General features: G+C 63.1%; 27 protein-coding genes. 4 read left to right on the top strand and 23 right to left on the bottom strand.

Annotated features, from left to right (window positions below; genetic code table 11):
* Positions 1-158: 158 nt before the first annotated feature.
* Both B7G52_RS18540 and B7G52_RS18535 read right to left on the bottom strand, forming a co-directional pair.
* Positions 159-1,310 (bottom strand): zinc-binding dehydrogenase, encoded by a 1,152-nt coding sequence (locus B7G52_RS18540; RefSeq protein WP_096699003.1) that lies wholly within the window; start codon positions 1,308-1,310, stop codon positions 159-161.
* A gap of 492 nt (positions 1,311-1,802) precedes the next feature.
* A complete protein-coding gene (locus B7G52_RS18535) occupies positions 1,803-3,368 on the bottom strand; it encodes an acyl-CoA synthetase (RefSeq protein ID WP_096699002.1) in 1,566 nt (521 codons plus the stop codon).
* Positions 3,369-3,513: 145 nt separating this feature from the next.
* On the opposite strand from B7G52_RS18535, the gene B7G52_RS18530 reads away from it, so the two are divergent.
* Positions 3,514-4,344: a DUF4886 domain-containing protein gene (locus tag B7G52_RS18530; RefSeq protein WP_170954806.1), complete on the top strand. Its 831-nt coding sequence runs from the start codon at positions 3,514-3,516 to the stop codon at positions 4,342-4,344.
* A 116-nt stretch (positions 4,345-4,460) separates the two neighbouring features.
* On the top strand, positions 4,461-5,615 hold the full coding sequence (locus tag B7G52_RS18525) for a hypothetical protein (protein WP_096699001.1): 1,155 nt from the start codon (positions 4,461-4,463) through the stop codon (positions 5,613-5,615).
* Positions 5,616-5,766: 151 nt separating this feature from the next.
* On the opposite strand, the gene B7G52_RS18520 is transcribed toward B7G52_RS18525, so the two are convergent.
* From B7G52_RS18520 to B7G52_RS18505, 4 genes are all read right to left on the bottom strand, one after another.
* On the bottom strand, positions 5,767-6,147 hold the full coding sequence (locus B7G52_RS18520) for a YciI family protein (protein WP_096699000.1): 381 nt from the start codon (positions 6,145-6,147) through the stop codon (positions 5,767-5,769).
* A 234-nt stretch (positions 6,148-6,381) separates the two neighbouring features.
* On the bottom strand, positions 6,382-6,822 hold the full coding sequence (locus B7G52_RS18515) for a type II toxin-antitoxin system HigA family antitoxin (protein ID WP_096698999.1): 441 nt from the start codon (positions 6,820-6,822) through the stop codon (positions 6,382-6,384).
* Between the two features lie 2 nt (positions 6,823-6,824).
* Positions 6,825-7,121, bottom strand: a complete 297-nt coding sequence (locus B7G52_RS18510) for a type II toxin-antitoxin system HigB family toxin (protein WP_205853087.1) — start codon at positions 7,119-7,121, stop codon at positions 6,825-6,827.
* Between the two features lie 301 nt (positions 7,122-7,422).
* Entirely contained in the window at positions 7,423-7,860 is a 438-nt protein-coding gene (locus B7G52_RS18505) for a cupin domain-containing protein (protein WP_170954805.1), read from the bottom strand.
* A gap of 106 nt (positions 7,861-7,966) precedes the next feature.
* Between B7G52_RS18505 and B7G52_RS18500 the strand changes: the two genes are divergently transcribed.
* Positions 7,967-8,860: a LysR family transcriptional regulator gene (locus B7G52_RS18500; protein ID WP_170954804.1), complete on the top strand. Its 894-nt coding sequence runs from the start codon at positions 7,967-7,969 to the stop codon at positions 8,858-8,860.
* Between the two features lie 112 nt (positions 8,861-8,972).
* Here B7G52_RS18500 and B7G52_RS18495 read toward each other — a convergent pair whose 3' ends face one another.
* From B7G52_RS18495 to B7G52_RS18435, 13 genes are all read right to left on the bottom strand, one after another.
* Positions 8,973-9,638 (bottom strand): HAD family phosphatase, encoded by a 666-nt coding sequence (locus B7G52_RS18495; protein WP_096698996.1) that lies wholly within the window; start codon positions 9,636-9,638, stop codon positions 8,973-8,975.
* 258 nt (positions 9,639-9,896) lie between these two features.
* On the bottom strand, positions 9,897-10,295 hold the full coding sequence (locus tag B7G52_RS18490; protein ID WP_096698995.1) for a YchJ family metal-binding protein: 399 nt from the start codon (positions 10,293-10,295) through the stop codon (positions 9,897-9,899).
* Positions 10,292-10,729: a rhodanese-like domain-containing protein gene (locus B7G52_RS18485; protein WP_096698994.1), complete on the bottom strand. Its 438-nt coding sequence runs from the start codon at positions 10,727-10,729 to the stop codon at positions 10,292-10,294. The genes B7G52_RS18490 and B7G52_RS18485 overlap by 4 nt, the downstream gene beginning before the upstream one ends.
* Positions 10,730-10,817: 88 nt before the next feature.
* Positions 10,818-12,083: an ATP-binding protein gene (locus B7G52_RS18480; protein WP_096698993.1), complete on the bottom strand. Its 1,266-nt coding sequence runs from the start codon at positions 12,081-12,083 to the stop codon at positions 10,818-10,820.
* 70 nt (positions 12,084-12,153) lie between these two features.
* Entirely contained in the window at positions 12,154-13,284 is a 1,131-nt protein-coding gene (locus tag B7G52_RS18475; protein WP_096698992.1) for an acyl-CoA dehydrogenase family protein, read from the bottom strand.
* Positions 13,285-13,557: 273 nt separating this feature from the next.
* Entirely contained in the window at positions 13,558-14,244 is a 687-nt protein-coding gene (locus B7G52_RS18470; protein ID WP_096698991.1) for an SDR family oxidoreductase, read from the bottom strand.
* Positions 14,245-14,309: 65 nt separating this feature from the next.
* Positions 14,310-15,491 (bottom strand): acetyl-CoA C-acyltransferase, encoded by a 1,182-nt coding sequence (locus B7G52_RS18465; protein WP_096699008.1) that lies wholly within the window; start codon positions 15,489-15,491, stop codon positions 14,310-14,312.
* Between the two features lie 47 nt (positions 15,492-15,538).
* Entirely contained in the window at positions 15,539-16,021 is a 483-nt protein-coding gene (locus tag B7G52_RS18460; protein WP_096699007.1) for a hypothetical protein, read from the bottom strand.
* An 8-nt stretch (positions 16,022-16,029) separates the two neighbouring features.
* Entirely contained in the window at positions 16,030-17,841 is a 1,812-nt protein-coding gene (gene aceK / locus B7G52_RS18455) for a bifunctional isocitrate dehydrogenase kinase/phosphatase (RefSeq protein WP_096698990.1), read from the bottom strand.
* 6 nt (positions 17,842-17,847) lie between these two features.
* Positions 17,848-18,504, bottom strand: coding sequence for a carbonate dehydratase (can, locus tag B7G52_RS18450; protein WP_096698989.1), 657 nt, complete (start codon positions 18,502-18,504; stop codon positions 17,848-17,850).
* A 46-nt stretch (positions 18,505-18,550) separates the two neighbouring features.
* Positions 18,551-19,732, bottom strand: a complete 1,182-nt coding sequence (locus tag B7G52_RS18445; RefSeq protein ID WP_096698988.1) for an isovaleryl-CoA dehydrogenase — start codon at positions 19,730-19,732, stop codon at positions 18,551-18,553.
* A 20-nt stretch (positions 19,733-19,752) separates the two neighbouring features.
* Positions 19,753-20,214, bottom strand: a complete 462-nt coding sequence (locus B7G52_RS18440; protein ID WP_096698987.1) for a PaaI family thioesterase — start codon at positions 20,212-20,214, stop codon at positions 19,753-19,755.
* A 42-nt stretch (positions 20,215-20,256) separates the two neighbouring features.
* Positions 20,257-20,661, bottom strand: a complete 405-nt coding sequence (locus B7G52_RS18435) for a MerR family DNA-binding transcriptional regulator (RefSeq protein WP_096667450.1) — start codon at positions 20,659-20,661, stop codon at positions 20,257-20,259.
* Between the two features lie 112 nt (positions 20,662-20,773).
* Here B7G52_RS18435 and B7G52_RS18430 point away from each other — a divergent pair, with 112 nt between their 5' ends.
* A complete protein-coding gene (locus B7G52_RS18430) occupies positions 20,774-21,841 on the top strand; it encodes an MBL fold metallo-hydrolase (protein WP_096698986.1) in 1,068 nt (355 codons plus the stop codon).
* Positions 21,842-21,943: 102 nt separating this feature from the next.
* On the opposite strand, the gene B7G52_RS18425 is transcribed toward B7G52_RS18430, so the two are convergent.
* From B7G52_RS18425 to motB, 4 genes are all read right to left on the bottom strand, one after another.
* Positions 21,944-22,609 (bottom strand): response regulator, encoded by a 666-nt coding sequence (locus tag B7G52_RS18425; protein WP_240523520.1) that lies wholly within the window; start codon positions 22,607-22,609, stop codon positions 21,944-21,946.
* Between the two features lie 228 nt (positions 22,610-22,837).
* On the bottom strand, positions 22,838-24,895 hold the full coding sequence (cheA, locus tag B7G52_RS18420; RefSeq protein ID WP_096698985.1) for a chemotaxis protein CheA: 2,058 nt from the start codon (positions 24,893-24,895) through the stop codon (positions 22,838-22,840).
* A gap of 77 nt (positions 24,896-24,972) precedes the next feature.
* Complete coding sequence (locus tag B7G52_RS18415) at positions 24,973-25,344, bottom strand: response regulator (protein ID WP_240523519.1); 372 nt, start codon at positions 25,342-25,344, stop codon at positions 24,973-24,975.
* Between the two features lie 5 nt (positions 25,345-25,349).
* Positions 25,350-26,276, bottom strand: coding sequence for a flagellar motor protein MotB (motB, locus tag B7G52_RS18410; protein WP_096698984.1), 927 nt, complete (start codon positions 26,274-26,276; stop codon positions 25,350-25,352).
* Positions 26,277-26,289: the final 13 nt, after the last annotated feature.

Genomic DNA, 26,289 nt, shown 5'->3' with positions numbered 1-26,289 from the left:
CTACGGTGGTGGCGGCGGCGGTGGCCGCGGCGGCTACTAAGCTCTGCTTCTCCATTGAAAAAACCGGCTTCAGGGCCGGTTTTTTTTCGCCTGTACCCGCCCTGCCGATCAGGTGCCTGGCCGGGTCTGGCGGCAACGGCGGGGCAGAAAATGCCGGATCAGCCCGCCAAACCCTTGTTCGGGTTGAGCAGGTACTTGGTGCCGGTGGCGCGCTGGCCGTACACCGCAATTTCTGCCGGTTGCAGCGCCTCGGTCAGCGAGATCTCTTTTGAGTAGCTGCTGGCAAAGGTGGTTTTCAGCTCGTCGGCCACCCGCTGGCGCAGGGCTTGCGCAGCCACCGGGCCGATGCGCTCCAGGAAGGGGAACAACAACCAGCCGCCCATGCCCCAGGCCATGCCGAAGTTGCGGACGAACTCGGTGGGGCCGGTGTCCAGGCCGCCGTAGATGTAAACCTGCTTGTGCGTGGTGGAACCGTAGCGGCTGTACTCCTTGGCCGTGCGGTTCAGCGCGGCCTCCATGCAGCCGAGAATCTGCCCCGCCAGCTTGCCGCCGCCCGTGGCATCAAAGGCCAGGGTGGCGCCGGTGGCCACCAGCGCCTGCGTCAGGTCTTCGAGGAAGGTGGGCGCCGAGGCGTCGCACACATGGCTGGCGCCCTGCGACCTGAGCAGCGCCGCCTGTTCCGGCTTGCGCACGATGTTCACCAGGCCGATGCCGTCCTTGAGGCAGATCCGGTTGAGCATCTGCCCCAGGTTGGACGCCGCGGCGGTGTGCACCAGGGCCGTGTGGCCCTCGCGGCGCATGGTCTCCACCATGCCCAGCGCCGTCAGCGGGTTCACAAAACACGAGGCGCCCTCGGCCGGCGTGGTGCCTTCGGGCAGCAGCAGGCATTGCTCGGCCTTGACGCAGCGGTATTGCGCATACATGGCGCCGCCCAGCGTGGCCACCGTCTTGCCCAGCAGCGCCTGCGCGGCAGGTGCGCTGCCGGCCGCCACCACCACGCCCGCGCCTTCGTTGCCCACGGGCAGCGCCTGGCCCAGGCGGCCGGCCATGGCTTTCATGGCCGCCGGGGGAATCTGCATCGTGATCACCGGGTGCGTGGCCGTTCCCGACAGCTTGGCGGTGCGGATGTCGCCCGCGCCGAACAGCAGGCCGATGTCGGACGGGTTGATAGGGGTGGCCTCGATACGCACCACCACTTCATCGTCGGCAGGGGTGGGCGTGGGCAGGCTGGCCAGCGAGATCTCCAGCACGCCCTCGGGTTTGACGAGGGATTGCAGTTGCAGGCCGGTGGGGGTGGGGGGTGTTGTCATGTCTGTCTCTCTTGTTGAATGAATGATTGGATGGATGGGGTGAATGTGGACTGAATGGATTTCACAGGTCATGGCACCCCACCGTTCGGGCTGAGCCGCCTGTCCTGAGCTCCGCCGAAGGGGTCGAAGCCTTGACCCTTCGACAGGCTCAGGGCGAACGGTAGTATTGATCCGGCCCGATGATGTATTAATTTCCGTTCGGGTTGAGCTTGTCGAAACCCTTCGACAAGCTCAGGACGAACGGTTCATATTTCATAGGGCCGGATCAATAAGTTGCTTATCATGATTTATGGCCGTCTCAATCATCGCCATGCTGCAGATTCAATCAAGCGTCGCATTCCCCGTTCGGGTTGAGCCGCCTGTCCTGAGCTCCGCCGAAGGGGTCGAAGCCTTTCCTGAGCTTGACGAAGGGACCCTTCGACAGGCTCTGGGCGAACGGAAAACAGACCGGTGACGATGCTTGCGGTGAGCAGTTGACCAAGGGCGCTTCCATCATTTTCCAGCAAACACGTCCTGGTAAAGCGCCCGCAAATCCCGCTTCAGCAGCTTGCCGCTGGGGTTTTTCGGCAGCGCGTCGGTGAACACAACGGCCTTGGGCGCCTTGAAGCTGGCAATGTGCTCACTGCAATGCGCCAGCACCTGCTGCTCGGTCAGCGTCTGGCCGGCCTTGACCACAATCACCGCCACCACGGCCTCCACCCACTTGGGGTGCGGCACGCCGACCACCGCCACTTCAGACACAGCGCCCAGGCGGTAAATCATTTCTTCCACCTCACGGCTGGCCACGTTTTCGCCGCCGGTCTTGATCATGTCCTTCTTGCGGTCCACCACGGTGATGAAACCTTCGTCGTCGATGGTGGCCAGGTCGCCCGAATGGAACCAGCCACCCTGGAAGGCGGCCTTCGTTTTCTCCTCGTCGCGAAAGTAGCCCAGCATCAGGTGCGGCGAGCGGTGCACGATCTCGCCGACCTCGCCGGTTGCCACGTCGTTCATGGCGTCGTCCACCACGCGCGTTTCCACATTGAGCACGGCGCGCCCGCAGGAGCCGGGCTTGCGCAGCTGGTCGTCGGGGCCCAGCATCGTGGCCAGTGGCGCAATTTCGGTCTGGCCGTACAGGTTCCAGAAGCCGACGTCGGGCAGCCGCCGCGCCAGCTCGCGCAATACCTCTACCGGCATGATGGACGCGCCGTAATAACCCTTGCGCAGGCTGGACAGGTCGGAGCCATCGAACAGCGGCGAGCGCAGCAGCGCGATCCACACCGTAGGCGGCGCAAAGAAGGAGGTGATGCGGTGCTGCGCCATCAGCGGCAGCAGGTTGTCCGGTGTCGGCTTGGCGGTGATGATGCTGGTAGCGCCCACGTAGATGGCCGGGCCGAAAAACACGTCGAGCTGCGCGCAGTGGTACAGCGGCAGCGCATGCAGCATCACGTCACCATGGGCAATGCTGGCATCCACCGCGCAGCTGGCGTACTGCGAGATCACCGCGTCGTGCGTCAGCATGGCGCCCTTGGGCATGGACTCGGTGCCGCTGGTGTAGACAATCTGCGCCAGGTCGGTGCTGCCCAGCGCCACCTCGGGCGGCATGCCCCGGGTGGCGGCCAGGTCGTCGAACGAGACCATGCCCGGCACGGGCGGCGTGGCCTCGTCCGAAGGCAGCCAGACAAATTGCGTGACGGCGGTGTCCAGCGCCGCGGCGCTGCGGGCCAGCTCGGCCAGGCCCGAGTCGGTGGCCAGCATCTGCGCCTCGGCATGGCGCAGGATGAAGGCCACCTCTTCGGCCTTGAGCATGAAGTTGATCGGCACCAGCACCGCGCCCAGCCGCGCCAGCGCAAACCGCATGGCCGCAAACCCGTGCGAGTTGCGCGCCAGCACGGCAATGCGGCTGCCATGGCCCACACCCATGCCGACAAGGCCAGCCGCCACACGATCCACCACCGCATCAAACTCGGCAAAGGTCCAGCGTGTGTCGCCGCAGATCAGGCCGGTCTTGCCCGGGTAGCGTTTGGCGGTGCGGTGGAGCAGGTCGGCAATCGTTTGCCGGCGGATGGCGGGGTTCATGGGGTCTCCTTTTTATTTGTTCCAGACCCAAGTATCCGTCCAGAAGGACCTTGCCTGCAGCGGCCCGGGCTTGCGGAGAAAAGGGCATGACGGCGCGCCGCAAGTCCACTAGACTCGCCAGACACAAAAAACCAAGGAGACAAGCATGTACCACCTCTTGCCCACCACCCTCTTCAAACCCCTGCTGTCCGCCGCCCTCGGCCTCGCCGTCCTGTTCGGCGCCGTCACCGGCGCGCTGGCCCAGACCAAACCCAGGGTGACGGACGGCGGCGACAAGCCCGCATCGGCCATTTACATCGGCAACAGCTTTTTTTATTACAACAACAGCCTGCACAACCATGTGGGGCAACTGATCCGGGAAGGCCAGCCCGGCTTCCGGCACCGCGCCAGCTCGGCCACCATCAGCGGCTCGGGCATGAACTGGCACGACGTGGAAAGTTATTTCCGCCCCAATGCCGTCGGCTCGTATTCGTTTGGCGCCAACAACACCGTCAGCTTCAACAAGCTGGACCGTCTGTTCGACGTCGCCATCATGATGGACTGCAGCCAGTGCCCGCTGCACCCGCAGCTCAAGCCCCTGTTCCATGAATACGCCAAGAAACACGCCGACACCGTGCGCAAGCATGGCGCCAAGCCGGTGTTCTTCATGTCCTGGGCTTACAAGGACGTGCCGTCCATGACAGCCGAACTCGCCGAGGCCTACACCCAGGCCGGCAACGACAACAATGCGCTGGTCATTCCCGCGGGCCTGGCCTTCGACAAGTCGATTGCGAAAATGCCCGAGCTGAATCTGTACGTGGCCGACCTGCGTCACCCCAACGTGGCCGGCAGCTACCTGGCGGCGTGCACCACGTACGCGACGCTGTTCAAGGCTTCACCGGTGGACCTGAAATACACGGCCGGCCTGGACCCGGCGATTGCAAAACATCTGCAGACGGTGGCTTGGGAGACGGTTCAGGAGTATTTCAAGCCTTGAGCAGCGTGGGAAACCCTAGGATGTCCAACTAGGCGAAACAGGCCATGATCTAGCCGTTACACGGCAACAATCTATGCGACCTGACACGCCCTCCAATTTTTCTCGCCGGAGGCTAAATGTCGTTAATCGTGGCCCGCATGGTCGGTCAAAAGATTCATATTCTCGGGGATACGGCATTAACTTATTGCCATAAGCTCGGGGCAAATGCCCTTATAGAAGGATGCCTCAAACAATACCGAATAGGCGATCATCTTGCGGTCGCCTTTGCTGGCGACGCACTAATTTTCGAAAGCCTCTGCGAAAAAATACTCGCCTGCGCCAGCACTGCTGAAGTTGTCGAAGTAGTCCTCAGAAACCTCGATAAAGCAATGGGGCTTGACCTTCTCGTTTGTGAAATTGGAAAAGACAACATTACATTTATTAAGCAAGGGTGTGTCACAACCGCGCTAGCCGGCTTTATAGGCGACTCGCTCGCCTATGACGGATTCCAGTCGGCCTATCACAGTGGCGAGCTTCAGCCTCAAGGCCTTCCCAATAGCGGACAAGCTCAATTTTTGCGCATTCCCGAACCTGTGGACGACGAGGATATTTACCCGCAGCTCTTCAACGCATTGAAAGTAGTCGTGGACGATCCGAGCATTCCTTCGGTCGGAGGCGCAATCGTTCCGCTATGCACAGACAAAGGGAAGTTCCGTTACATCAACTACGCTGGATCATCGCTATTCGCCCGCACACCTATCTCCGACACTCCACAGCCTATGGATTTTGGTACTGCGCAGCTGGGAGGCCATTCCTTCGATTTCGGCGACGACGAACCCAGAGGTGGCCAAGGAAATGAGATCGGTTTTTACCTGCTCCAAGCGGGATTTGGTGTAATTTTCCCCGCCAATTCCGTGGGATTCAGACGTGCGGAGTTGCTTAAAGCTGAAAGCCCTCCGCTCTGGGTACTAAACACAACCAAAAGACTTGGATTTGGAATAGCTTCTTGCTTTATCAGTCCTCACCACTGTGGGATAGCTGGTGAAAAATTTTTGCAGGCTGAGAATTGGATTAGTGCTCTGTTTTGCTTTGAACTTGGAGATGTTCAACAACTCATCAAGGAACAGCCGAAGTTAGCAGACCGATACATCGCGGCCCATGCGGTAGCTTTGTCTAACCTTGGGCGTCCTGAGGACGCGATCAGGCTTCTAGACATTGAAATCGTGCGGTCAGGCTCTTCTACCTTCTGCAAAGAAATCCGTGAATCGGTGCGACAACACTACGGAATCTAGTTGCGAAGGGTTTACTTGTGGAACGGGTTATCTGTCTGATGACATTTTCTCCATGCTGAACAAGCCAATGCTGAGCGAGCAAATCGGGCCTTCCGTCGCTCTGCGCCGGCACGCCGGCGGCGGCTTTTTTGCTTCCGCCTCGCCGAACGCTTTACTTGCCGGGCGTCATCTCAAAAAACCCAATCGGGTGCACCTCAATCCCCCACCCCACACGCTCTCCCAGCGTCGCCGCCGGATGCAGCGACGCCAGCCGCACCGCCTCGTCTTTATCCGCCGCTTCAATGATGAAGAACCCGCCGACCATTTCCTTGGCTTCGGCATAAGGCCCGTCGGTCACCTGCGTCTTGCCGTCGCGCGGGCGCAGGGCAAACGCAGCTTGCGGGCCTCCGAGCGAGGCGCTCACGACCAGCTGGCCGGTGGCCTTGAGCTCGGCGTCCTTGGCGGGGCACTGGCTGACCAGGGCCTGCACGTCGGCGGGCGCCATGGCGGCGAATTTGTCGGGGTTGTAGTAAGCGAGGCAGAGGTATTTCATGGGGACGTCCTTGGGTTGGTGGTTGATGGTCACACCTGCACGACGAACGGAGAGCCTGCCTTTCGACATCGAACCCCGCCCAATGCAAAAAAGGCGTCCACCAGGGAAGCCATTTGAGAAGGGCGAGGATTGCCCTTCAGCCAGCAATCGCCCAGCGCATCCGCCAGTTTGCCCACCGTGCTGTTGGTCGGGCGCCACTTCTCCGGTCCGTACAGACCGACGCGGACGGGCTGCTCACCTGGGCACGAACACCGCCGGGCTGATGCCAAAAAACCCGCCCAGTTTGCCGGCCATGGCGGCGCTGATGCTTCGTTTTCCGGCCAGAATCGCCGACAGATTGCCCTGGGGAACAATGGCAGAGAGGTCTTCCTGCTTCAAGCCGCGTGCGTCCATCAAAAACCGCAGGGCGTCTTTGGGATTCGCCGCTTCTATCGCGTGGTGCTCCTGTTCGTAGCGCGACACCACATCAGCGACCAGCTCCAGCAAACCAGACAGCGGATGGTCTTCGTCGTCGCCGGCCACCTCCAGCAGCGCATTCATCATGGCGACCATGCGGTCGTAGTCGGCCTCGCTGTGGATGGGGCGCAGGTGAGCCAGGGTGTCGAACGCCTGCCAGGAAGCCTGCAGGGCCGGCATGTCGATCGGCTTGCGAGTCAGAGCGCGTGCTGCTTGCATGTTTACACCTTGCCTTTCCGATAAAGTTTGTTCCAGTCGTCGTACTCCCGATGCGTCAAGACTTTTTGTACAAAGACTTTTTTGAATCTGTACCGGACGATGACCACCACGCGATAGTTGTTGCCGCCGACATCGAACACAGTAAACGGCGGCACGTAATCCGCCGAGTTGAAAAATTCGCGGATGTGCGTGAAGTCCTTGAACTCGGCATGTTCGACAACGGAGTGCCATTCGCGCAAAACGTTTTCAGCCTCGGGATGCTTCTGCCAAAAGACCCGGAGCATTTTGAGGGAGATCACGTGCATTGGCTGATTATATCTATTTGATATAAAACGTGCCATCTGCAGCAATCGCGGAAGCTTTTTCAAGCCTCTATTCCCCCGCTCCGGGCAAACACAGCTGACCGTCCATCAGGCACCAACCGTCTCGGCCACTCGGTCAGCCCGCTCCAGTTGCTACTGTTTTAATAGCTGCCTGCGCCCACCATGCAAGGGCTGGAAGCCGATTTGATGCACAAGTTTCGCCCGCAGGCCCCTTCATCCCTCGTTGAAGCCCGTCACCACCGGCAAGCCCCGCAGTGGACGCTGGGACCGCGGCCAGTCAGTGGGCAGCGTCCAGAAACGGCGTGTTGGGGTCGCTCACGTAGAAGATGACCACTCGCAGCGGGTCGGTGGCACTCTTGTTGTAGCCGGTCATTTTCACGTTGGGTGGTTCGACAAACGCCTGGCCGGCGCTGAGGACCACCGGCGCCCGGCCCTCGAGGTCCAGCGTGAACTGGCCTTCGAGCACGTACACCGTCACCGGAGAGCGGTGGGTGTGAAAAACCGTCCGGTCGCCGGGCTTGAACGCGGCGGTCATCACCCTGACTTCCTGCGTGTCGCCCCTGGGCATCTGCAGCACGTTTTCTTTCAACACCAGCTGGGGCGCGGCCAGGCCGGGGACCTGGGCATGGGCCGCGGGCACACAGAAGGCAGCGCCCAGCAGCAAAGCCAGGCCGGCGCGACGGGCGGGCGGTGGGGGTTCATGGCGTGGGTTCATGGCAAGGCCTTTCAGCAGAGGGGACGATGCGGCCAGTTTAGGCAGCGCCCCGGCTCGGCGCCAGCCGCAGAACTGCATAATGGGGCCGCACCGACGCGGAGCTCACATGTTCGATTGGGATGACCTCAAGCATTTCCTGGCCGTGGCGCGCCACGGCAGCACCACCGCCGCGGGGCGCGCGCTGAACACCGACCAGTCCACCGTGCAGCGGCGCATCACCCGGCTGGAACAACGCATCGGCCAGCCCCTGGTCGAGCGCCACCCCAGCGGCTACCGGCTGACCGCTTACGGCCAGCAGTTGCTGCCGCATGCGCAGCGGGTTGAGCAGCACATGCTGACCCTGCAGAACGTGGTGCAGTCGTCCGCGCGCGAGCTGAACGGCGTCATCCGCCTGACCTGCCCGGAACCGCTGGTGGCACGCATCACCCGATCCCCCTTGCTGGAGCGCTTGCAGACACGGCACCCCGGCCTGCGCGTGGAGTTTGTAGTGAGCGACCATTATGTGGACCTGGGCCAGGGCGAAGCCGATGTGGCGCTGCGCTCGGGCGACACCGTGGACAACCAGCTCATCGGCCGCAAGGTGGCCGATTCGCTGTGGGCGGTGTACGGGGGGCGCGACTACCTGGCGCGCCACGGCAGCCCGGCGCGCACCGAGGACCTGGCGCAGCACGCCTGGATCGGCCTGGACGCCAGCATGGGCAAGCACCGCGCCACGCAGTGGCTGCACCAGGTGGCGCCCGGCGCACGCATCGTGGCCACCAGCGGCAGTGTGCTGGGCCTGGTTCAGCTGGCGAAGGCGAATGTGGGCCTGGCCGCACTGCCGACGGCGCTGGGCGATGCCGAACCCGACCTGGTGCGGGTGCTGGGCCCGGTGCCCGAGCTGACGCGCATCTGGCGCCTGCTGACCACGCGCCAGCTGCGGCGCACGCCGCGCGTGTCGGCCTTCTTCGCGTTCATGGCCAGCGAGATGGACACGCTGCGCCCCATCCTCACCGGGTGAGCGCAGCCTGCCGGTGAAGGCGGCACCGCATTACTACACTTTTCATAGCTGCTTGCGCCCGCCAGACAAGGGCTAGGGGCCTATTTGATGCAAAGTCCGCGTAAAGGCGCGTTCAGGCCATCATCAGCACCGGCAGCTCGGCCATGTCGATGAAGATGAGGCTGGCGCCGGCGGCGCGCAGGGCCTCGGGGGTGTCATGCCCGGCTTCGGGCGGGCTGTAGCCGAACACGGTGGCACCGGCGGCCACGCCGGCGGTGACACCGGTCACGGTGTCTTCCACCACCACACAGCGGTGCGGGGCGATGCCCAGCGCCGCGGCGGCGGCCAGGTAAACGTCGGGCGCGGGTTTGGAGCGCGGCATTTCGTGCCCGCTGAAGATGCGGCCGTGGAAGCTGGGCATGAGGCCGCACTTTTCCAGCTGCAGCTCGACCTTGAAGCGGTCGGCGCCGGAGGCGCAGGCAATGCGGCCTTCGTACAGGGTGTGGATCTGCGCCACGGCTTCGACGGCGCCGCGAATCGGCAGCAGGCCTTCGACGAGCGCCTCGTTGCGCCGGCCGCGAAACTCGTGCAGCCACTGCTCGGTCAGCGGCTGCCCGGTGTTGGCCTCGATGACGGCGATCTCGTCCTTGACGGCCTTGCCGATGAACAGGCGCATGCACTCGGCGGAGCTGAGCTTCCAGCCGGCCTCTTCCAGCATGTCACGCAGCACGCCGTTGGTGATGGGCTCGCTGTCGACCAACACGCCGTCACAGTCAAACAACACGGCTTCGAATTTCAACACGGGTGGCCTCTCTTCAAAATGCTATTGATTTGGTAGCTGTTGGCGCAGGAGGGATAAGGGATGGAGGCATTTTTTACTCATAATCCCGGCACATGCCGCTCCCTCGCATTCACGCTGCGCCTGTTGTGCGTCAGCCGACCGGTCAAGACCCTTCGACGGGCTCAGGGCGAACGGGAACGGGAACAGGAACAGGAACAGGGTGCGAGAAGGCTAAGCGGGCTGCCGGGCTACCAAGCCATGCCAGCCGCCCCAGCGCTACAGCTGGTCGCCGTCCACATAGTACCAACGGCCGGCTTCGCGCACAAAGCGGCTGCGCTCGTGCAGGCGCACGGCCGGGCTGCCCGGGCTTTTCTGGCGGGCGACAAATTCGACTTCGGCGTGGCTGTCGTCCAGCGGCCGGTGCTGGCGCACGTCCAGCCCCAGCCACTTCACGCCGGGGTCGAACTCGATGCCTGGTGGGCGGTGGCTGGCATGCCAGGTGGCCAGCAGGTAGTCGGCCCGCTCGAGCACAAAGGCGGTGTAGCGCGAGCGCATCAGCGCCTCGGCATCAGGCGCCGGCGTGTTGTGCGCGATGTAGCGGGCGCAGCAGGCGGCGTAGGCCAGCGGCCGGCCGCGTGCATCGGCCCGGCCGCAGGGGCAGGCAGCCACCGTCAACCTTTGGCGGGGTGGCGCGCCGCGTGGGCCTGCTTGTGCGCTTCCAGGGTTTCCATCGGGGCGCCCTGCTTTTTCCACTCGGCAAAGCCGCCGTCGATGTGGGCCACGTTGGTCATGCCCATATCCTGCAGCGTCTTGGTGGCCAGCGCGCTGCGCCAGCCGGCGCCGCAGAACAGGATGAACTGCTTGCCCTCGTCACCGAACACCGGCTTGAAATAGGGCGAAGCCGGGTCTACCCAGAACTCCAGCATGCCGCGCGGCGCCAGCAGGGCCCCCGGCACGGTGCCTTCGCGTTCCAGCTCGCGCACGTCGCGGATGTCGACGATCTGCACCTGCGGGTCGGTGAGTTTGGCCTGGGCTTCGGCGACTGAATAAGTGGTGACCTGCGCCATGGCCTCATCGACGAGGGCGCGGAATCCTTTGGTGATGGGCATGGTGGTTTCCTTCAGGCGATGTGGTCAGACGGGTTTGTTTGTCGTGAGAATGCCAAGCTTGAACGCATGATCACCCAATGGGAAGAGTCTATCCAGATACGGCCGCCTGCTGCTGCGGCGCCCACCATATGGACAGCGGCACAGCCCACAGCTTTTCCCCAAATGGCACCACCTCGCGCCCGGCATACAACACAATGCCGCACTGGAAGATCGCCGGCTCGGTCTCCTGCAAATGACGCAGGCCTTTGAAGTCTTTGCTGTCCACTGTGGCGCTGGCCTTGACTTCAATGCCGGTGATCTGGTTCAAGCGATTTTCCAGAATGAAATCGACCTCGATATTGGTTTGCGTCCGGTAGTGCCAAAGCGACAGGCGTTGCCTTGAAAACGCCACGTGTTTCAGCAGCTCGGCCAGCACAAAAGTTTCCACCATCCCGCCAAGCAAGCCTGGCTTGGCCGCCAGACTCTCTGGCGTGGCCGCCATGAAGTGGTTGAGCAGGCCGCTGTCGGGCAAAAACACCTTGGGCGCCTTCACCAGACGTTTACCAGGGTTGCGCTCCCACGAGGGCAGGCGCACCACGAGAAACAGCATTTCCAGCAACGCGAAATAGCGCTTGAGCGTGCTTTGAGACAAGCCCGCGGTGCGGGACAGTTCGGCAAAGTTAAGCAGGGTGCCACTGCGCGTAGCCAGCAACTGCAGCAGGTTTGGAATTTCGGTCAGTTGCTCGATGTTCGCCAGGTCGCGTACATCGCGCTGCAGGATGGCCTGTACATAGCTGTCAAACCAGGCTTCGCGCCGGCGCGCACTGGTACGCGCCACGGCGTCCGCAAAGCCGCCCTCCAGAAGACGGGCGATGAGTTCGTCCCGTTCGCACGGAGGCACGACCAGGGCAGACCAGTTCCCCTGAAACAGGGCATCGGCCCGATTCAGCACCGGGCTCCCCGCCATTTCCGCGCACGACAATGGCCACAAGGACAACACCTCCATGCGCCCGGCCAGTGAATCCGCAATGCCCGGCAGCAGCAGCACGTCGGCGGAGCCGGTCAGCAAAAACCGGCCCGGCTGCCGCTGACGGTCCACGGCCGCCTTGATGGCCAGAAACAGTTCGGGCACACGCTGCACCTCGTCCAGCGTGACGGCCCCCTGCAGCCCATTGATGAAACCCGCCGGATCGGACTTGGCGGCATTGAGCACCGCGCTATCGTCCAGCGTCAGGTACTGGCGCGGCGCACCGGCAGATATCGCCTGCGACTGCACCAGCGTGCTTTTGCCGCTTTGGCGCGCGCCGTTGATCAGCACGACTGGTGTGTCGGCCAAGGCACCGGCCAGCAGCGGGGCAATGTGTCTGGTGTACATTGCTGCCATTTTAATGGTTGAAATTCAACCACGCAATGGTTGAATTTCAACCATCTATTAACCTACCCCTTCAGGCCAGCGCGCGCTGGATGATGATTTTCTGCACGTCAGACGTGCCTTCGTAGATCTGACAGACGCGCACGTCGCGGTAGATACGCTCCACCGGGAAGTCGCTGACATAACCGTAGCCGCCCAGGGTCTGGATGGCGGCGCTGCAAACCTGCTCGGCCATCTCGCTGGCGAAGAGTTTGGCCATGGCCGCTTCCTTCAGGCAGGGCAGCCCGGCGTCGCGCAGGCTGGCGGCGTGCCAGATCAGCTGGCGTGCGGCTTCCAGTTTGGTGGCGCAGTCGGCCAGGCGGAAACCGACCGCCTGGTGGTTGAAGATGGCCGTGCCGAAACTCTGGCGCTCTTTGGAATACTGCACGGCAAATTCAAACGCGCTGCGCGCCATGCCGACACTTTGCGCGGCGATGCCGATGCGCCCGCCTTCGAGTGCGCCCAGCGCGATCTTGTAGCCCTCGCCCTCGGCGCCAATCAGGTTCTCGGCCGGGATGCGGCAGTTGTCGAAGTTGATCTGCGCGGTGTCGCTGGAGTTCTGGCCCAACTTGTCTTCAAGACGCGCCACGACGTAACCCGGCGCGTCGGTGGGCACCATGAAGGCGCTCATGCCTTTTTTGCCGGCGCCCTTGTCGGTGACCGCAATCACCACGGCCGCGTGGCCGTTCTTGCCGCTGGTGATGAACTGCTTGACGCCGTTGATCACGTACTCGTCACCCTCTTTCACCGCGGTGGTGCGCAGCGACGAGGCGTCGCTGCCCACATGCGGCTCGGTCAGGCAGAACACGCCCAGCATCTGGCCCTGCGCCAGCGGCGTGAGCCACTGCTTTTTCTGCGCGGCATTGCCGTACCGCATGAGGATGGCGTTGACCGGGCAGTTGGTCACACTGATGGCCGTGCTGGTGCCGCCGTCGCCGGCGGCAATTTCCTCGATCACCAGCGCGAGCGTCAGGTAGTCGAGGTTGGCGCCGCCAAACTCTTCGGGCACGCAGATGCCGTAGGCACCCAGCGCCGCCAGCCCTTTATGCGCCTCTTTCGGGAAGTGGTGCGCCTTGTCCCACTTCGCGGCATGGGGCCAGAGCTCGGTCTGCGCAAAGTCGCGCACCGCGTCGCGGATCATCTGCTGGTCCTGCGTCAAAAGCATCTTAGGGCCTGTTCATACTATTTATACAAGTGCGAAGGGGGTGAAAACAGCGCCAATCTAGGCGCGCGACGACACCCAGACCGGGCGTCTGGGTTAGGAGTGCAACAACGAGTGGCGCTGTTTTCACCCCGTTCCCTTCGGGTTGCGGCCAAAAAGGCCATGCACAGCGTTGCAAAGCCTTGCCGGGCATAGGCCCGGCTGCATTTTGCGCCTCGTGCATGACCTTTTTGACTCGCAACGCATCTTGCATAAATAGTATGAACAGGCCCTGGTTCACCATGTAGCAAAACGCGAACCGTCGTGGTCGAGGAACGCGCCTTTGTGTTGAGGGCCCAGGCCCGAAATCGTCTGCCGCATGCTGGCCACGCTTTGCGCCACCGTCAGCGGGGCGCCCGCGCCGCCCATGTCGGTCTGCACCCAGCCCGGCGACAGGGCAACCAGGATGGCACTGGGGTAGTCGTGCTGCGCCGAGGCGACCGCCATGTTGAGGGCGGCCTTGCTGGCGCGGTAAACCCAGCCGCGGCTGTTTTCAACGCCGTCAATTTGCGCCATCGCGCTGCTGATGAAGACAAAGCGGCCTTGGCCGCCACCCCCCGACCTGGCCGCTTCGACCATGGGCGCCACCTGCGGAATGGCCTGCATCGCCCCCAGCACATTGGTGCGCATGGCCTGGTCGAAGACCTCGCGCGTGGGCGGCGTCAGCGCATCACCGTGGGGAAAGACACCGGCGACGTAGAGCGCGAGGTCGATCTCCTCGCCGTCCAGCAACCAGGCCAGGCCGCTGATGCTGGCCGGCTCGGCCACATCGACGCGCAGGGCCTTGGCGCCCAGCGCTTTCAGGCGCTGCAGCCCCGCGTCGTCGCGGGCCGTGGCAATGACCTTCGCGCCGTCTGCCACGTACTGGCGCACAAACTCCAGCCCGATGCCGCGCGAGGCGCCGATGACGAGCACCGTGCTCATGTCAGGCTTTCATGCATGAAATCGGCCTCCAGCCCTTACGCAACAAGCGCAAGCAGCTATACAATTTATAGCAACTCAATCGCTATCGCCGTGCCTTCACCGCCGCCTATGCACAGCGTGGCAACACCTTTTTTCAGGCCGCGGGCCTTGAGCGCATACATCAGCGTGACGATGATGCGGGCGCCGCTGCAACCAATCGGGTGGCCGAGCGCGCAGGCGCCGCCGTTGACGTTGACGATGTCGTGGCTGATGCCGAGTTCCTTCATGGCGGCCATGGGCACGACGGCAAAAGCCTCGTTGATTTCCCACAGGTCCACGTCTTTCACGCTCCAGCCGATTTTCTTGAGCAGCTTCTGCACGGCGCCGACCGGCGCGGTGGTGAACCACTCCGGCGCCTGGGCAAAGGTGGCGTGGCCGACGATGCGGGCCAGCGGCTTGGCGCCCAGCTCTTTGGCCGTCGATTCGCGGGTGAGCACCAGGGCGGCCGCGCCGTCGTTGATCGACGAGCTGGAAGCCGCGGTGATGGTGCCGTCTTTCTTGAAGGCAGGGCGCAGCGTGGAGATCTTGTCGAGCTTGACCTTGCCCGGACCTTCGTCGATGGCGATCACCGTGTCGCCGCTGCGGCCCTTGACGGTGACGGGGGTGATTTCGGCCTTGAAGGCGCCGGACTCGGTGGCGGCCTTGGCGCGGTTCACGCTGGCGGTGGCGAACGCGTCCTGCGCTTCACGCGTGAACTGGTACTTCTCGGCGCACTGCTCGCCGAAGGTGCCCATGGCGCGGCCGGGTTCGTAGGCGTCTTCCAGGCCGTCGAGCATCATGTGGTCGTAAATGCGGTCATGGCCGATGCGGATGCCGCTGCGACCCTTGAGCAGCAGGTGCGGTGCGTTGGTCATGCTTTCCATGCCGCCGGACACCATCACGTCGCGGCTGCCGACCAGCAGCTGGTCGTGCGCGAGCAGGGTGGCTTCCATGCCGGAGCCGCACATCTTGGACAGCGTGACCGCGCCCGCGCTGGCGGGCAGGCCGCCCTTGAAACCGGCTTGGCGCGCCGGCGCCTGGCCCTGGCCAGCCATCAGGCAGTTGCCGAACAGCACTTCGTCGACTTTTTCGGGCGCGACGCCCGAGCGCTCGATCGCGGCTTTGATGGCGGCGCCGCCGAGGTCGTGCGCGGCGAGGCTGGAAAAGTCGCCCTGGAAGCCGCCCATGGGGGTGCGGGCGGCGCCGAGGATGACGACGGAATCAGTGATGGGATTGGACATGGTGGTTTTCTCCTGAGTTGAACAAGTTAAACAAATTAGGCAAGCTGGATGACTGCGCCGCGCTCTTCCCGGGCGACGCGCAGGATGTATTGCTGAAAGCCGGGGTCTTCACCGCGCAGCAACAGCGGCAGGGCATTGAAAAAACTCTCGCGCTGGCACCACTCGCGCATGTAGTCGTCCCAGCTGTTCCAGCGGCGCGCCTCGACCTCGCTCATGCGCTCGCTCCAGGCAACGATGTAGGCGCGCTCGAACAGCGAAATCAGCATGTCGTAGATGATCATGGTGCGTTCATTCTGCTCGCGCGTGGGGCTCTCCAGCGGCTCGTTGGTGCGCAGGTGCAGGTCGGGGTTGGCCAGCACGACCTTGAGGAAGTCGTTGTAGGCGTCGGACAGCAGCTGGTAGGCCGCTTCTTCCTCGTTGTTGCGCTCCTTGCGCTGTTCGAGGGCAAAGAAAAATATCGCAAACGGCAAGGCCAGCGCGGTGACCACGAAGCTGGCGTATTCCCAGGCGTCCCGCATGGCCACCCTCAGGCTTTCTGCGCCGCGTGCCTGCGCACAAAACGCCGCTCGCGCTCGTAGGGAAACACGTCGTGCACATGGCCTGCGGCAATGCGCTCCTTGTGGCCCTGCCAGAAGGCGGCATCGAGCAGGTCGGCGTGGTGTTTCATGAAGACCTCGCGCACGGCGGCGTTGCCCAGCAGGAAGGGCTCGAAGGTTTCAGGAAACACATCCCGGGGCCCGACCGAGTACCAGACCTCGCCGCTCATCTCTTCTTCCTCGTTGCGCGGCGTGGGCACCTTGCGGAAGTTGCAGTCGGTGAGGTATTCGATCTCGTCGTAGTCGTAGAACACGACCTTGCCGTGGCGCGTGATGCCGAAGTTCTTGAACAGCATGTCGCCGGGGAAGATGTTGGCCGCCACCATGTCCTTGATGGCGTTGCCGTATTCGATCACGGCGCGTTCGATCTGCGCCTTCGCCGCCGGCTCGTCCACGCCGGTGTCGAAGGCTTCCTGCAGGTAGATGTTGAGCGGGATCATGCGCCGCTCGATGTACACATGCTTGATGATGACCTCGATGTTGCCGTCGCCGTCGCGGTCGCTGATTTCGAGCTGGCTGGGCGCGAATTTCTCGATCTCGGCAATCAGCTCGTCGTCAAAACGTTCGCGCGGGAAGGCCACCTCGCTGTACTCCTGCGTGTCGGCCATGCGGCCGACCCGGTCGTGCTGCTTGACCAGCAGGTACTTGGCCTTGATCTGCTCGCGCGTGGTGTCTTTCTGCGGCGGGTAGTAGTCCTTGATGACCTTGAACACATAGGGAAAGGACGGCAGGTCGAACACCAGCATGACCATGCCCTTGATGCCGGGGGCAATGCGGAACTTGTCGGTCGAGTGGCGCAGGTGGTACAGGAAGTCGCGGTAGAACAGCGTCTTGCCCTGCTTGGCCAGGCCGAGCGCGTTGTAGATTTCGGCGCGCGGCATGCGCGGCATCATGCTGCGCAGGAACTGCACATAGGCCGAGGGAATGCCCATGTCCACCATGAAGTAGGCCCGGGCAAAACTGAACAGGATCAGCAGGTCGTCTTCGCCGATCAGCACGGCATCAATCGCCAGCTTGCCCGATTTCGCGTGCAGCAGCGGCAGGGCAAAGGGCAGCTCGTTGAAGCCGTTGATCAGCTTGCCGACGATGTAGGCGCCCTTGTTGCGAAAGAACAGGCCCGAGAGCACCTGGATCTGGAAGTTGGCGCGCAGTTTGACGTCGCCGAGCCGGCCGCCCAGCTCCTCGACCACGTAGGCGGCGTCGCGCGCCAGGTCTTCAAACTCGATGTGCAGCTCGAAATCGTTGACCAGCCGGACCAGGTGGCTGTGCAGGGTGTCGCGCTGGGGGTAGTAGGCCCGGTAGGTGGGCCGCGCGGCGGGCTCGTCGTTTTCGATGTACTCGGTGCTGATGGCCGGCCGGACAAAAATGAAGTCGTTCTGGAAATAGCTGCGGTGCAGGATCTTGGTGGTAACCGAATTGAAAAAGGTCTCGGCCAGCTCGGGCTGGTGATGGTCGACCAGCAGCCCGATGTAGTGCAGCTTGACCTGGTGCCAGACGTCCATGGACTGCTCGCCCGCCTTGAACTCGCGCTCCAGCCGGGTCGAGGCCTCGCGCACCCGCAGGTCGTAGAACTCGATGCGCTCGCGCTGCGCCCGCTGCTGGCCGTGCCAGTCCGCGGTTTCAAAGCGGTGTTTGGCGCGCGCCGACTCGGTACGGAACAGCTGGTAATGCCGGTTGAAGCCGTCCATCATCGCCTTGGCGATGTCGTAGGCAAGCGGCGAGTCGAGGCGCTGCGGAAACATGTTTGTTTACCGTCTCGTGTCCCAGACGCGGTCCACCGCGGCACGGTACAGCGTGTCCATGTCGGCAGGGTCGGAGATGGTCATGCTCAGGTCCTGCAACAGCCCGTCGTTGACGCCGAAGGCCCAGCCATGGATGCTGACCTTCTGGCCCTTGGCCCAGGCATCGACCATGACGGTGCTGACGCAGACGTTGACCACCTGCTCGATCACATTGAGGTCACACAGCGCGTCGGCGCGCAAGGCCTCGGGCAGGCTGTCGAGCAGCTGGCGGTGGCGATGGCGCACGTCCTGGATGTGGCGTATCCAGTTGTCGGCCAGGCCGATGCGCGCGCCGTCCAGCGCCGCCTGCACGCCGCCGCAACCGTAGTGGCCCACCACCATGATGTGTTCGACCTTGAGCATGTCCACCGCGAACTGGATGGCCGACAGGGCGTTGAGGTCGGAGTGCACCACGATGTTGGCCACGTTGCGGTGCACAAACACCTCGCCCGGCTCCAGGCCGGTGATCTGGTTGGCCGGCACGCGACTGTCGGAGCAGCCAATCCACATGTACTTGGGCTTTTGCTGCTTGACGAGTTTGGTGAAAAAGCCGGGGCGATCACGCTCCATCTGCTCGGCCCAGGCGCGGTTGTGGGAGAAAAGGTCTTGGATGGAGGAAGTCATGTTGCTATTTTCACCTGCTGGGACTGACAAGGCTTGCATGGACGGCTTACATGGTTTCGGCAAACAACTCCCGCCCGATCAGCATGCGGCGGATCTCGCTGGTGCCGGCGCCGATTTCATACAGCTTGGCATCGCGCCAGAGGCGGCCCAGCGGGTAGTCGTTGATGTAGCCGTTGCCGCCAAAAATCTGCACGCCCTCGCCGGCCATCCAGGTGGCTTTTTCGGCGCACCAGAGAATGACTGACGCGCAGTCCTTGCGCACCTGGCGCACATGCTCGGTGCCCAGCAGATCGAGGTTTTTGGCGACGGTGTAGGCAAAGGATCGGCCGGCCTGCAGCACGGTGTACATGTCGGCCACCTTGCCCTGGATCAGCTGGAACTCGCCGATGCTGGTGCCGAACTGCTTGCGGTCATGGATATAGGGAATCACGCTGTCCATGACCGACTGCATGATGCCCAGCGGCCCGCCGGTGAGCACCGCACGTTCGTAGTCCAGCCCGCTCATGAGCACCTTGGCGCCACCGTTGAGGCCGCCCAGGATGTTCTGCGCCGGCACCTCGACATTGCTGAACACCAGCTCGCCGGTGTGCGAGCCGCGCATGCCCAGCTTGTCGAGTTTCTGCGCGACCGAAAAGCCCTTCATGCCTTTTTCGATCAGAAAGGCGGTGACGCCGCGCGCGCCGAGTTCGGGCTCGGTCTTGGCATACACCACCAGCGTGTCGGCGTCGGGGCCGTTGGTGATCCACATCTTGCTGCCGTTGAGCAGGTAATAACCGCCCTTGTCTTCGGCTTTCAGCTTCATGCTGATGACGTCGCTGCCGGCGCCGGGCTCGCTCATGGCCAGCGCGCCGACATGTTCGCCGCTGATCAGTTTGGGCAGGTATTTCTGGCGCTGCGCTTCGGTGCCGTTGCGCTTGATCTGGTTGACGCACAGGTTGCTGTGCGCGCCGTAGGACAGGCCGACGGAGGCGCTGGCACGGCTGATTTCCTCCATCGCGATCATGTGGGCCAGGTAGCCCATGTTGGCGCCGCCGTACTCCTCGCTGACGGTGATGCCGAGCACGCCCAGGCTGCCCATTTTCTGCCAGAGGTCCATGGGAAACTGGTCGTTGGCGTCGATGGCGGCGGCACGCGGCGCGATTTCGGCCTGGGCAAATTCGCGCACGGCGTCGCGCAACGTGTCAATGTCTTCGCCGAGCTGGAAGTTGAGTCCGGGCAGGTTGTTCATGAGGGTCTCCTTGACTGGGTTCAGTTTTTCACGTCGTCGCGGCCGGTGATGGTCATCAGCGTCGCGCCCATGGTGGCAATGAGTTTTTCGCGGCCGTTGTCGATGGCGTAGGCGCGCCCCTCGGTCACGGTCACGGTGCGTCCGGGCTTGATCACCTGCCCGACCATGCGGAAACGTTGGCCTTTGGCGGGGGCAAGCAGGTTGATCTTGTATTCGATGGTCAGCACGCCGGCGTCCAGCGGCATGAGCGTGAAGCCGGCGTAACCGCAGGCCGAGTCGAGCGCCGTGGCCACCATGCCGGCATGCAGAAAACCATGCTGCTGGCTCAGGCCGGCCGCCCAATCGAGCTCGATGACCACCCGGCCGGGCTCTATGCCGGCCAGCGCGGCCCCCAGCGTGGCCATGGCGCCCTGGCGTGCAAAACTGTCCTGCACGCGGGCCGCATAGCCCTCGTCCTTGGGCTCGAAATGGGGTAGTTCCATGGCCGGTTCCTGGTTGACGTTTACGTAAACGTCAATTATGGCCTATTTTGCGGTTTTGGCCGTCTTGGCCAGCAGGGCGCGGGCTTCCTTTTCATGGAGCCGGACCTCTTCCAGATTGGCCTGCAGGTCGGCCATCTGTTCCTCCAGCTGCTTGCGGTGCTGGGCCAGCACGGCCAGGAATTTCTTCAGCTGCGGGCCGGTGTCGCGCGGGCTGTCGTAGGTGTCGATGATTTCCTTGGCCTCGGACAGGCTCAGCCCCAGGCGCTTGGCGCGCAGGGTCAGCTTGAGCCGCGTGCGGTCGCGCGCGCTGTACACGCGGTTGCGCCCGCCGGGCCCCTCGCGCTGCGGCTGCAACAGGCCCATGTCTTCGTAGAAACGGATGGCGCGTGTGGTCAGGTCGAACTCTTTGGCCAGATCGCTGATGGAATGCGTGGTCGTGGTTGCCATGTGGTGAAACCCTGGTGACAGGGCCCTCGTGAAGCCGCTAGCTAATTCGGGTGTAATGCAGACATCAAGCTTACGTTAACGTAAACGTCAATCCAACCGGCGATCTTACAAGATGAATCCACAGGAAGCCCAGCTGCTCTACCCTTTCGGCGATGCCCTGCCGCCGTCCGGCGGCGCCCTGGAGGTCGCCCCGGGCGTCAAGTGGCTGCGCATGCGCCTGCCCTTTGCGCTGGACCACATCAACCTGTGGCTGCTGCGCGACGAGTTGCCCGGCCCCGCGGGCAGCGTGCCCGGCTGGACCGTGGTGGACTGCTGCATCAGCAAGGACGAGGCCAAGGCGCAGTGGGAGCAGATTTTTGCCGGCGAGCTGGAAGGCTTGCCGATTCTGCGGGTCATCGTGACGCACATGCACCCGGACCACATCGGCCTGGCGCACTGGCTGTGCCAGCGCTGGAACGCGCCGCTGTGGATCAGCGCCACCGACTACCACACGGCCCGCCTCGCCACGCAGAGCAGCAACGGCTTCGGCGGCGAAAGCGCAGCCGGCTTTTTTGCCTCGCACGGGCTGACAGACCCCGAGTCACTGGCCATGATCCGGGCGCGCGCCAACTACTACCCGGGCCTGGTGCCCGACGTTCCCGCCCGCTTCCACCGCATGATGGACGGCCAGGCCATCACCATCGGCGGGCGCCGCTGGACCTGCATCAGCGGCTACGGCCATGCACCCGAACACATCGCGCTGCACTGCGCCGAAACACACACGCTGATCAGCGGTGACATGGTGTTGCCGCGCATCTCGACCAATGTCAGCGTGTACGACACCGAGCCCGAATCCAACCCGCTGACCCTGTTTTTGCAGTCCATCGACAAGTTCGCGCCCCTGCATGCCGATACGCTGACCCTGCCCTCGCACGGCAAGCCCTTCCGGGGCCTGCACACACGGATTGCGCAGCTGCACGAGCATCACCGCGACCGCTTGGCCGAGGTCATGCAAGCCTGCCAGGCCAGCCCCTGCAGCGGCGCCGACATCCTGCCGGTGATGTTCAAGCGTGTCCTGGACCTGCACCAGACCACCTTCGCCATGGGCGAGGCCGTGGCGCATCTGCACACCTTGTGGTTTGAAGGCCGGCTGCAGCGCCGGCTGGGCGACGACGGCATTTACCGGTTTGAACCAGCCTGAAGCGCCACCCCCCCGAAAGGGACGCCCGGCTCAGCGGGCGTCGGCTGTCAATTGACGAAAACGGGCGCCAACCAGCCAGCGACCTACCGCATCAGGGCCGTATCAGCGCCATTTGCGATTGGCCCCGACCAGGGCGGTCACGTACCCTTGCAACCAGTCAAAATTGATCGGTTTGCCATGAAAATGGGCGTCGGGCGGAAGGCCGCCCCTGGCCTGGATGGCTTCCTGGGACAAACCGCTGATCACCAGGATCTGCATGGCGGCCAGTTGCTGGTTGCGCTTGATGCTGCGCAGCATCTCGATGCCATCGACGCCGGGCATGTTCAGATCGGTGATCAGCAAGTCTGGCCGCATGCTGGCAATGTCCATCAGCGCTTCCATAGCCGACGGCATGAAGGTGCAGTCCATCGCCAGGTCCCATTCATCGAAATGGGCCAGGTACAGCTCGCGGGTCAACTCTTCGTCTTCCACCACCAGGACACTCAGACGCTGCCGGGGATCCGGGTCAGCTTGGGCAACTTGCGGGCTGTGTTTCTTCAGATAGGTGTTGAGCGCACGCAGGGACAGCCGGCGATGGCCGCCCAGCGTTTTCCAGGCCGGAATCTCTCCCCTTTCAACCAGCGACTGCACCGTGGCCACCGACAGCCCCAGCAACTTGGCAGCATAGGTGGTGCCGCAGTAGTCGTCACTGGAGAACTCTTTCGCCGGGATGGCGCTCCCCAAAGATTGGGGGTCACGCGTCACGAGAAAACCCGGAAAGGTTGGCATCCGGCAAATGGCGCATTTTGATGGATTTGTTCATAAATTTCACTATTCCAGCGTATTTGATACTTGTAGACTGAAATCACCCGCCATGGTACCGTGGTTCTCCGGCCACCCTGGAACGGCCAATATGCCGGTCATGCGTCCCAACCGGTCCGCAGGCGTCCGCGCTGGCGAGACTGCCTCACCGCCGGGCTGGACGTACGGCCAACCTGGCTGGGCGACGTGTGAGGATCAGCCAGGTTTTTGCTCGGGCCCCTGACGCTTCGAGCCCCGCTGGCCTGCCTTTTCGCGGTTGATCCGCTGCACGGCCACGACATCAATGATCAGCGCCACGTTGCCGTCGCCCAGAATCGTTGCAGCGGAAATGCCCGGCACCTTGCGGTAGTTGGTTTCCAGGTTCTTGACCACCACCTGATGCTGGCCGACCAGTTGATCCACCAGCAGCGCAAAACGCGTTCCGTCAGCCTGCACGATGACAGCGATGCCCTGCATCGGATGGCTCACCGCATCGGCGACCCCGAACAGCTTGTGCAGCTCGATCAGCGCCAGGTATTCGCCGCGTACATGCATGACATGTTCGTCGCTGGTGATCGAGTGGACATCCTTTTCCAGCGGTTGCAGGGATTCGATGACGTAGTTCAGCGGAAGAATGTAGATTTCCTTGCCAACCTTGACCGACATGCCGTTGAGGATGGCCAGCGTCAGCGGCAGGACAATCCTGATGGTCGTTCCCTTGCCCTGCGCGGACGCAATTTCCACATGGCCCCCCATTTCGTGGATATTGCGTTTCACGACATCCATGCCCACCCCGCGACCGGACACGTCCGTCACGGCCTCTGCCGTGGAAAAACCGGGCGCGAAAATCAGCTGCCAGACTTCATCATCGGAAATGGTCTCGCTGATCGCCATGCCCTGCTGGATCGCCTTGGCCAGAATCCTCTCCCGGACCAGCCCGCCGCCGTCGTCCCTGACCTCGATCACGATGCTGCCGCCCTGGTGCTGTGCCGACATGGTCAGACGACCGACCGGGTCCTTGCCCGCGAAAATGCGTTGCTCGGGACTTTCGATGCCATGGTCCAGGCTGTTGCGGACCAGGTGGGTGATCGGGTCGATGATCCGCTCGATCAGGCTCTTGTCCAGCTCCGTTTCCTTGCCAACCGTGATCAGCTGCACCTGCTTGCCGAGCTTGGCCGACAGGTCGCGGATCAGGCGCGGAAAGCGACTGAAGACATAGTCCATGGGCATCATCCGGATCGACATCACCGATTCCTGCAGATCCCGGGCATTGCGCTCCAGATGGCCCATGCCGCTGAGCAGGCGCTCGTGCAGCACCGGGTCCAGCGTCGAAGCGGTCTGCGTCAGCATCGACTGGGTGATCACGAGCTCCCCGACCAGGTTGATGATCTGGTCGACTTTTTCGACATCCACCCGAATGGAACTGGACTCCTTGGCACTCCCGGCCACCGCCACCGTGGCAGCACCCGCGGCGGGCTTGGCAGGAGCCGGTGTGAGCGCAGACGGCTCAGGGGAAACAGCCCGGCTCGCCGGGACGCTGGCGTCCGGGGCCGCCGCTGCGGCATCGGGCGCGGCCAGGGGCTCCGTGCTGATTTCCATCTGATCGGCCTCGATGATGAAACAGCAAACGGCGATGATGTCATCGGCATCACAGGTGGTCTTGAGCCAGATGCTCAAGCTGTCCTCCGTCTGGGTTTGCGCGATCACCTGTCCCAGATTGGCCAGCTCCTCGCTGAGCACCCGGCAATCGCCTTCGGAGACTTTGCTGAAACGCACTTTCAGCGTCCGCCCGTCCGAGGCGGCAGCCGCCTCGGCTACAGGCGGGGCCGGCGCCGGCACGGCAGCCACCGCCTGCGCCGGGGCTGCTGCAGCGCCGGCAGCCGATCCGCCCTCCTCCTCCGCCAGTTGCCGCAGCACTTCGCAGATTCGCGCGACCGTATCGCGGTCAGGTTCGCCGCCATCACGGTAGGCACTCATTTGTTTTTGCAGCACGTCTTTGGTCTCCAGAAAGGCATCCATCAGCCTGGTGTTCAGTTTGAGTTCGCCGTGGCGCGCACGGTCGAACAGGTTTTCAAGCAGGTGTGTGGTCTCCGTCAGCGCGAGAAAACCAAACGTGGCTGCGCCGCCCTTGATCGAATGCGCGGCACGAAAGATCGCATTGAGGTGTTCGCTGTCCGGCGCCTCGAGATCGAGCCCCAGAAGCAGCAGCTCCATCTCGGCCAGCAACTCGTCGGCCTCCTCAAAAAATGCCTGGTAAAACTGGGTGATATCCATCGCGCTAGGTCTCTCGTGTTAGGTTCGGTCTGTCCCCGGCGGGCAACAGATGTCGTACGCCGGGGTGGAAGCCGGTGTCAGGCGATCAGGCTGCCCACCACTGCCAGAAGGGTTTCGGATTCGATGGGCTTGCACAACCAGCCGGTTGCGCCGGCTTTTCTTGCCTCTGATTTGCTGGCGTCATTGCTGACCGTGCTTAGGACCAGGATGGGCACCTGCAGGCAATCGGGTCGCTGCCGCAGTTGGCGCGTCAGTTCGCCGCCATCCATGGGAATCATGGTCCAGTCGGTCAGCACCAGATCGACGGCGGCCTTGTTGACCTGCTCCAGGGCAGCACTGCCGTCCTCGGCAAGCAACACGGCGTAGCCCGCCTGCTGGAGCACGGCGGAGTTGAGATGGCGCATGACGGCCGAGTCGTCAACCACCAGTATGGTTTTCCTGTTCATCATCAGATTCAGCTTCCGGGTTTTGCGGTTGTGGCATCGACCGCGGCTTGCTTGCCGCCGGCCGGCCTGACGCTGGCCTGCTTGAGGGCGGACGTGGCGGTGTTGCTGTTTTCTATATCTGCTTGCGCACGGCGGTTCAGCACCACGATGCTGATGCGGCGGTTGACCGGCGCATACGGGTCTTCCTTGTCCAGGTGCACGCTCGAAGACACCCCCACGACCCGCAACACCTTCGTGTCCTGCATGCCGCCGGCAAGCAGTTCCCGCCGCGACGCGTTGGCCCGGTCCGCCGACAGTTCCCAATTGCTGTAGGACTTGTCTCCCTGGGTGTACGCCGTTGCGTCGGTGTGTCCGGAGAGTGTGAGTTTGCTGGGTTGTTCGTTGAGCACCGGGCCGAGTTCGCGCAAAATGGCGCGCATGTAGGACGCCACTACAGCGCTGGAGCGGTCGAACATCGGCCTGTTGCTGCTGTCGACGATCTGGATCCGCAGGCCTTCGGGCGTGATGTCGATCAGCAGCTGTGGCCGGAACTGCTTGAGCACCGGGCTGGACTCGATCATGTCGTCGAGCCGCTGCTTCAGGTCCTCCAGGCGCTTGGCATCATTCGGATCGTTGCTGCTCTCCTCTTCGGACTTCTTGACTTCCCCATCCACACGGGAAGTCGGATCGGAGCCGCCGCCCGGAATCACACTGGTGCTGTTGCTGCTTTTCTGGCCCCCGTTGATGGCCACCTTCAGGGGCATCTTGAACTGCTCCGCAATGCCTGCCAACTGCTTGGGCGACGAGGTGCTCAGCAGCCACATGACCAGGAAAAACGCGAACATGGCCGTCATGAAGTCGGCAAACGCAATCTTCCACGCGCCGCCGTGGTGGGCGGCGGCCCGCACCGGCCGCTTGATGATGATGATGGGACGTTTGCCACCGGCGTCGCTCATGGCAGACTCCTCC

The sequence above is a fragment of the Polaromonas sp. AER18D-145 genome, from assembly GCF_002379095.1.
Lineage (GTDB): Bacteria > Pseudomonadota > Gammaproteobacteria > Burkholderiales > Burkholderiaceae_C > Polaromonas.
Note: the sequence above shows the minus strand (reverse complement) of the source record. Positions and strands in the feature narration are given on the sequence as shown.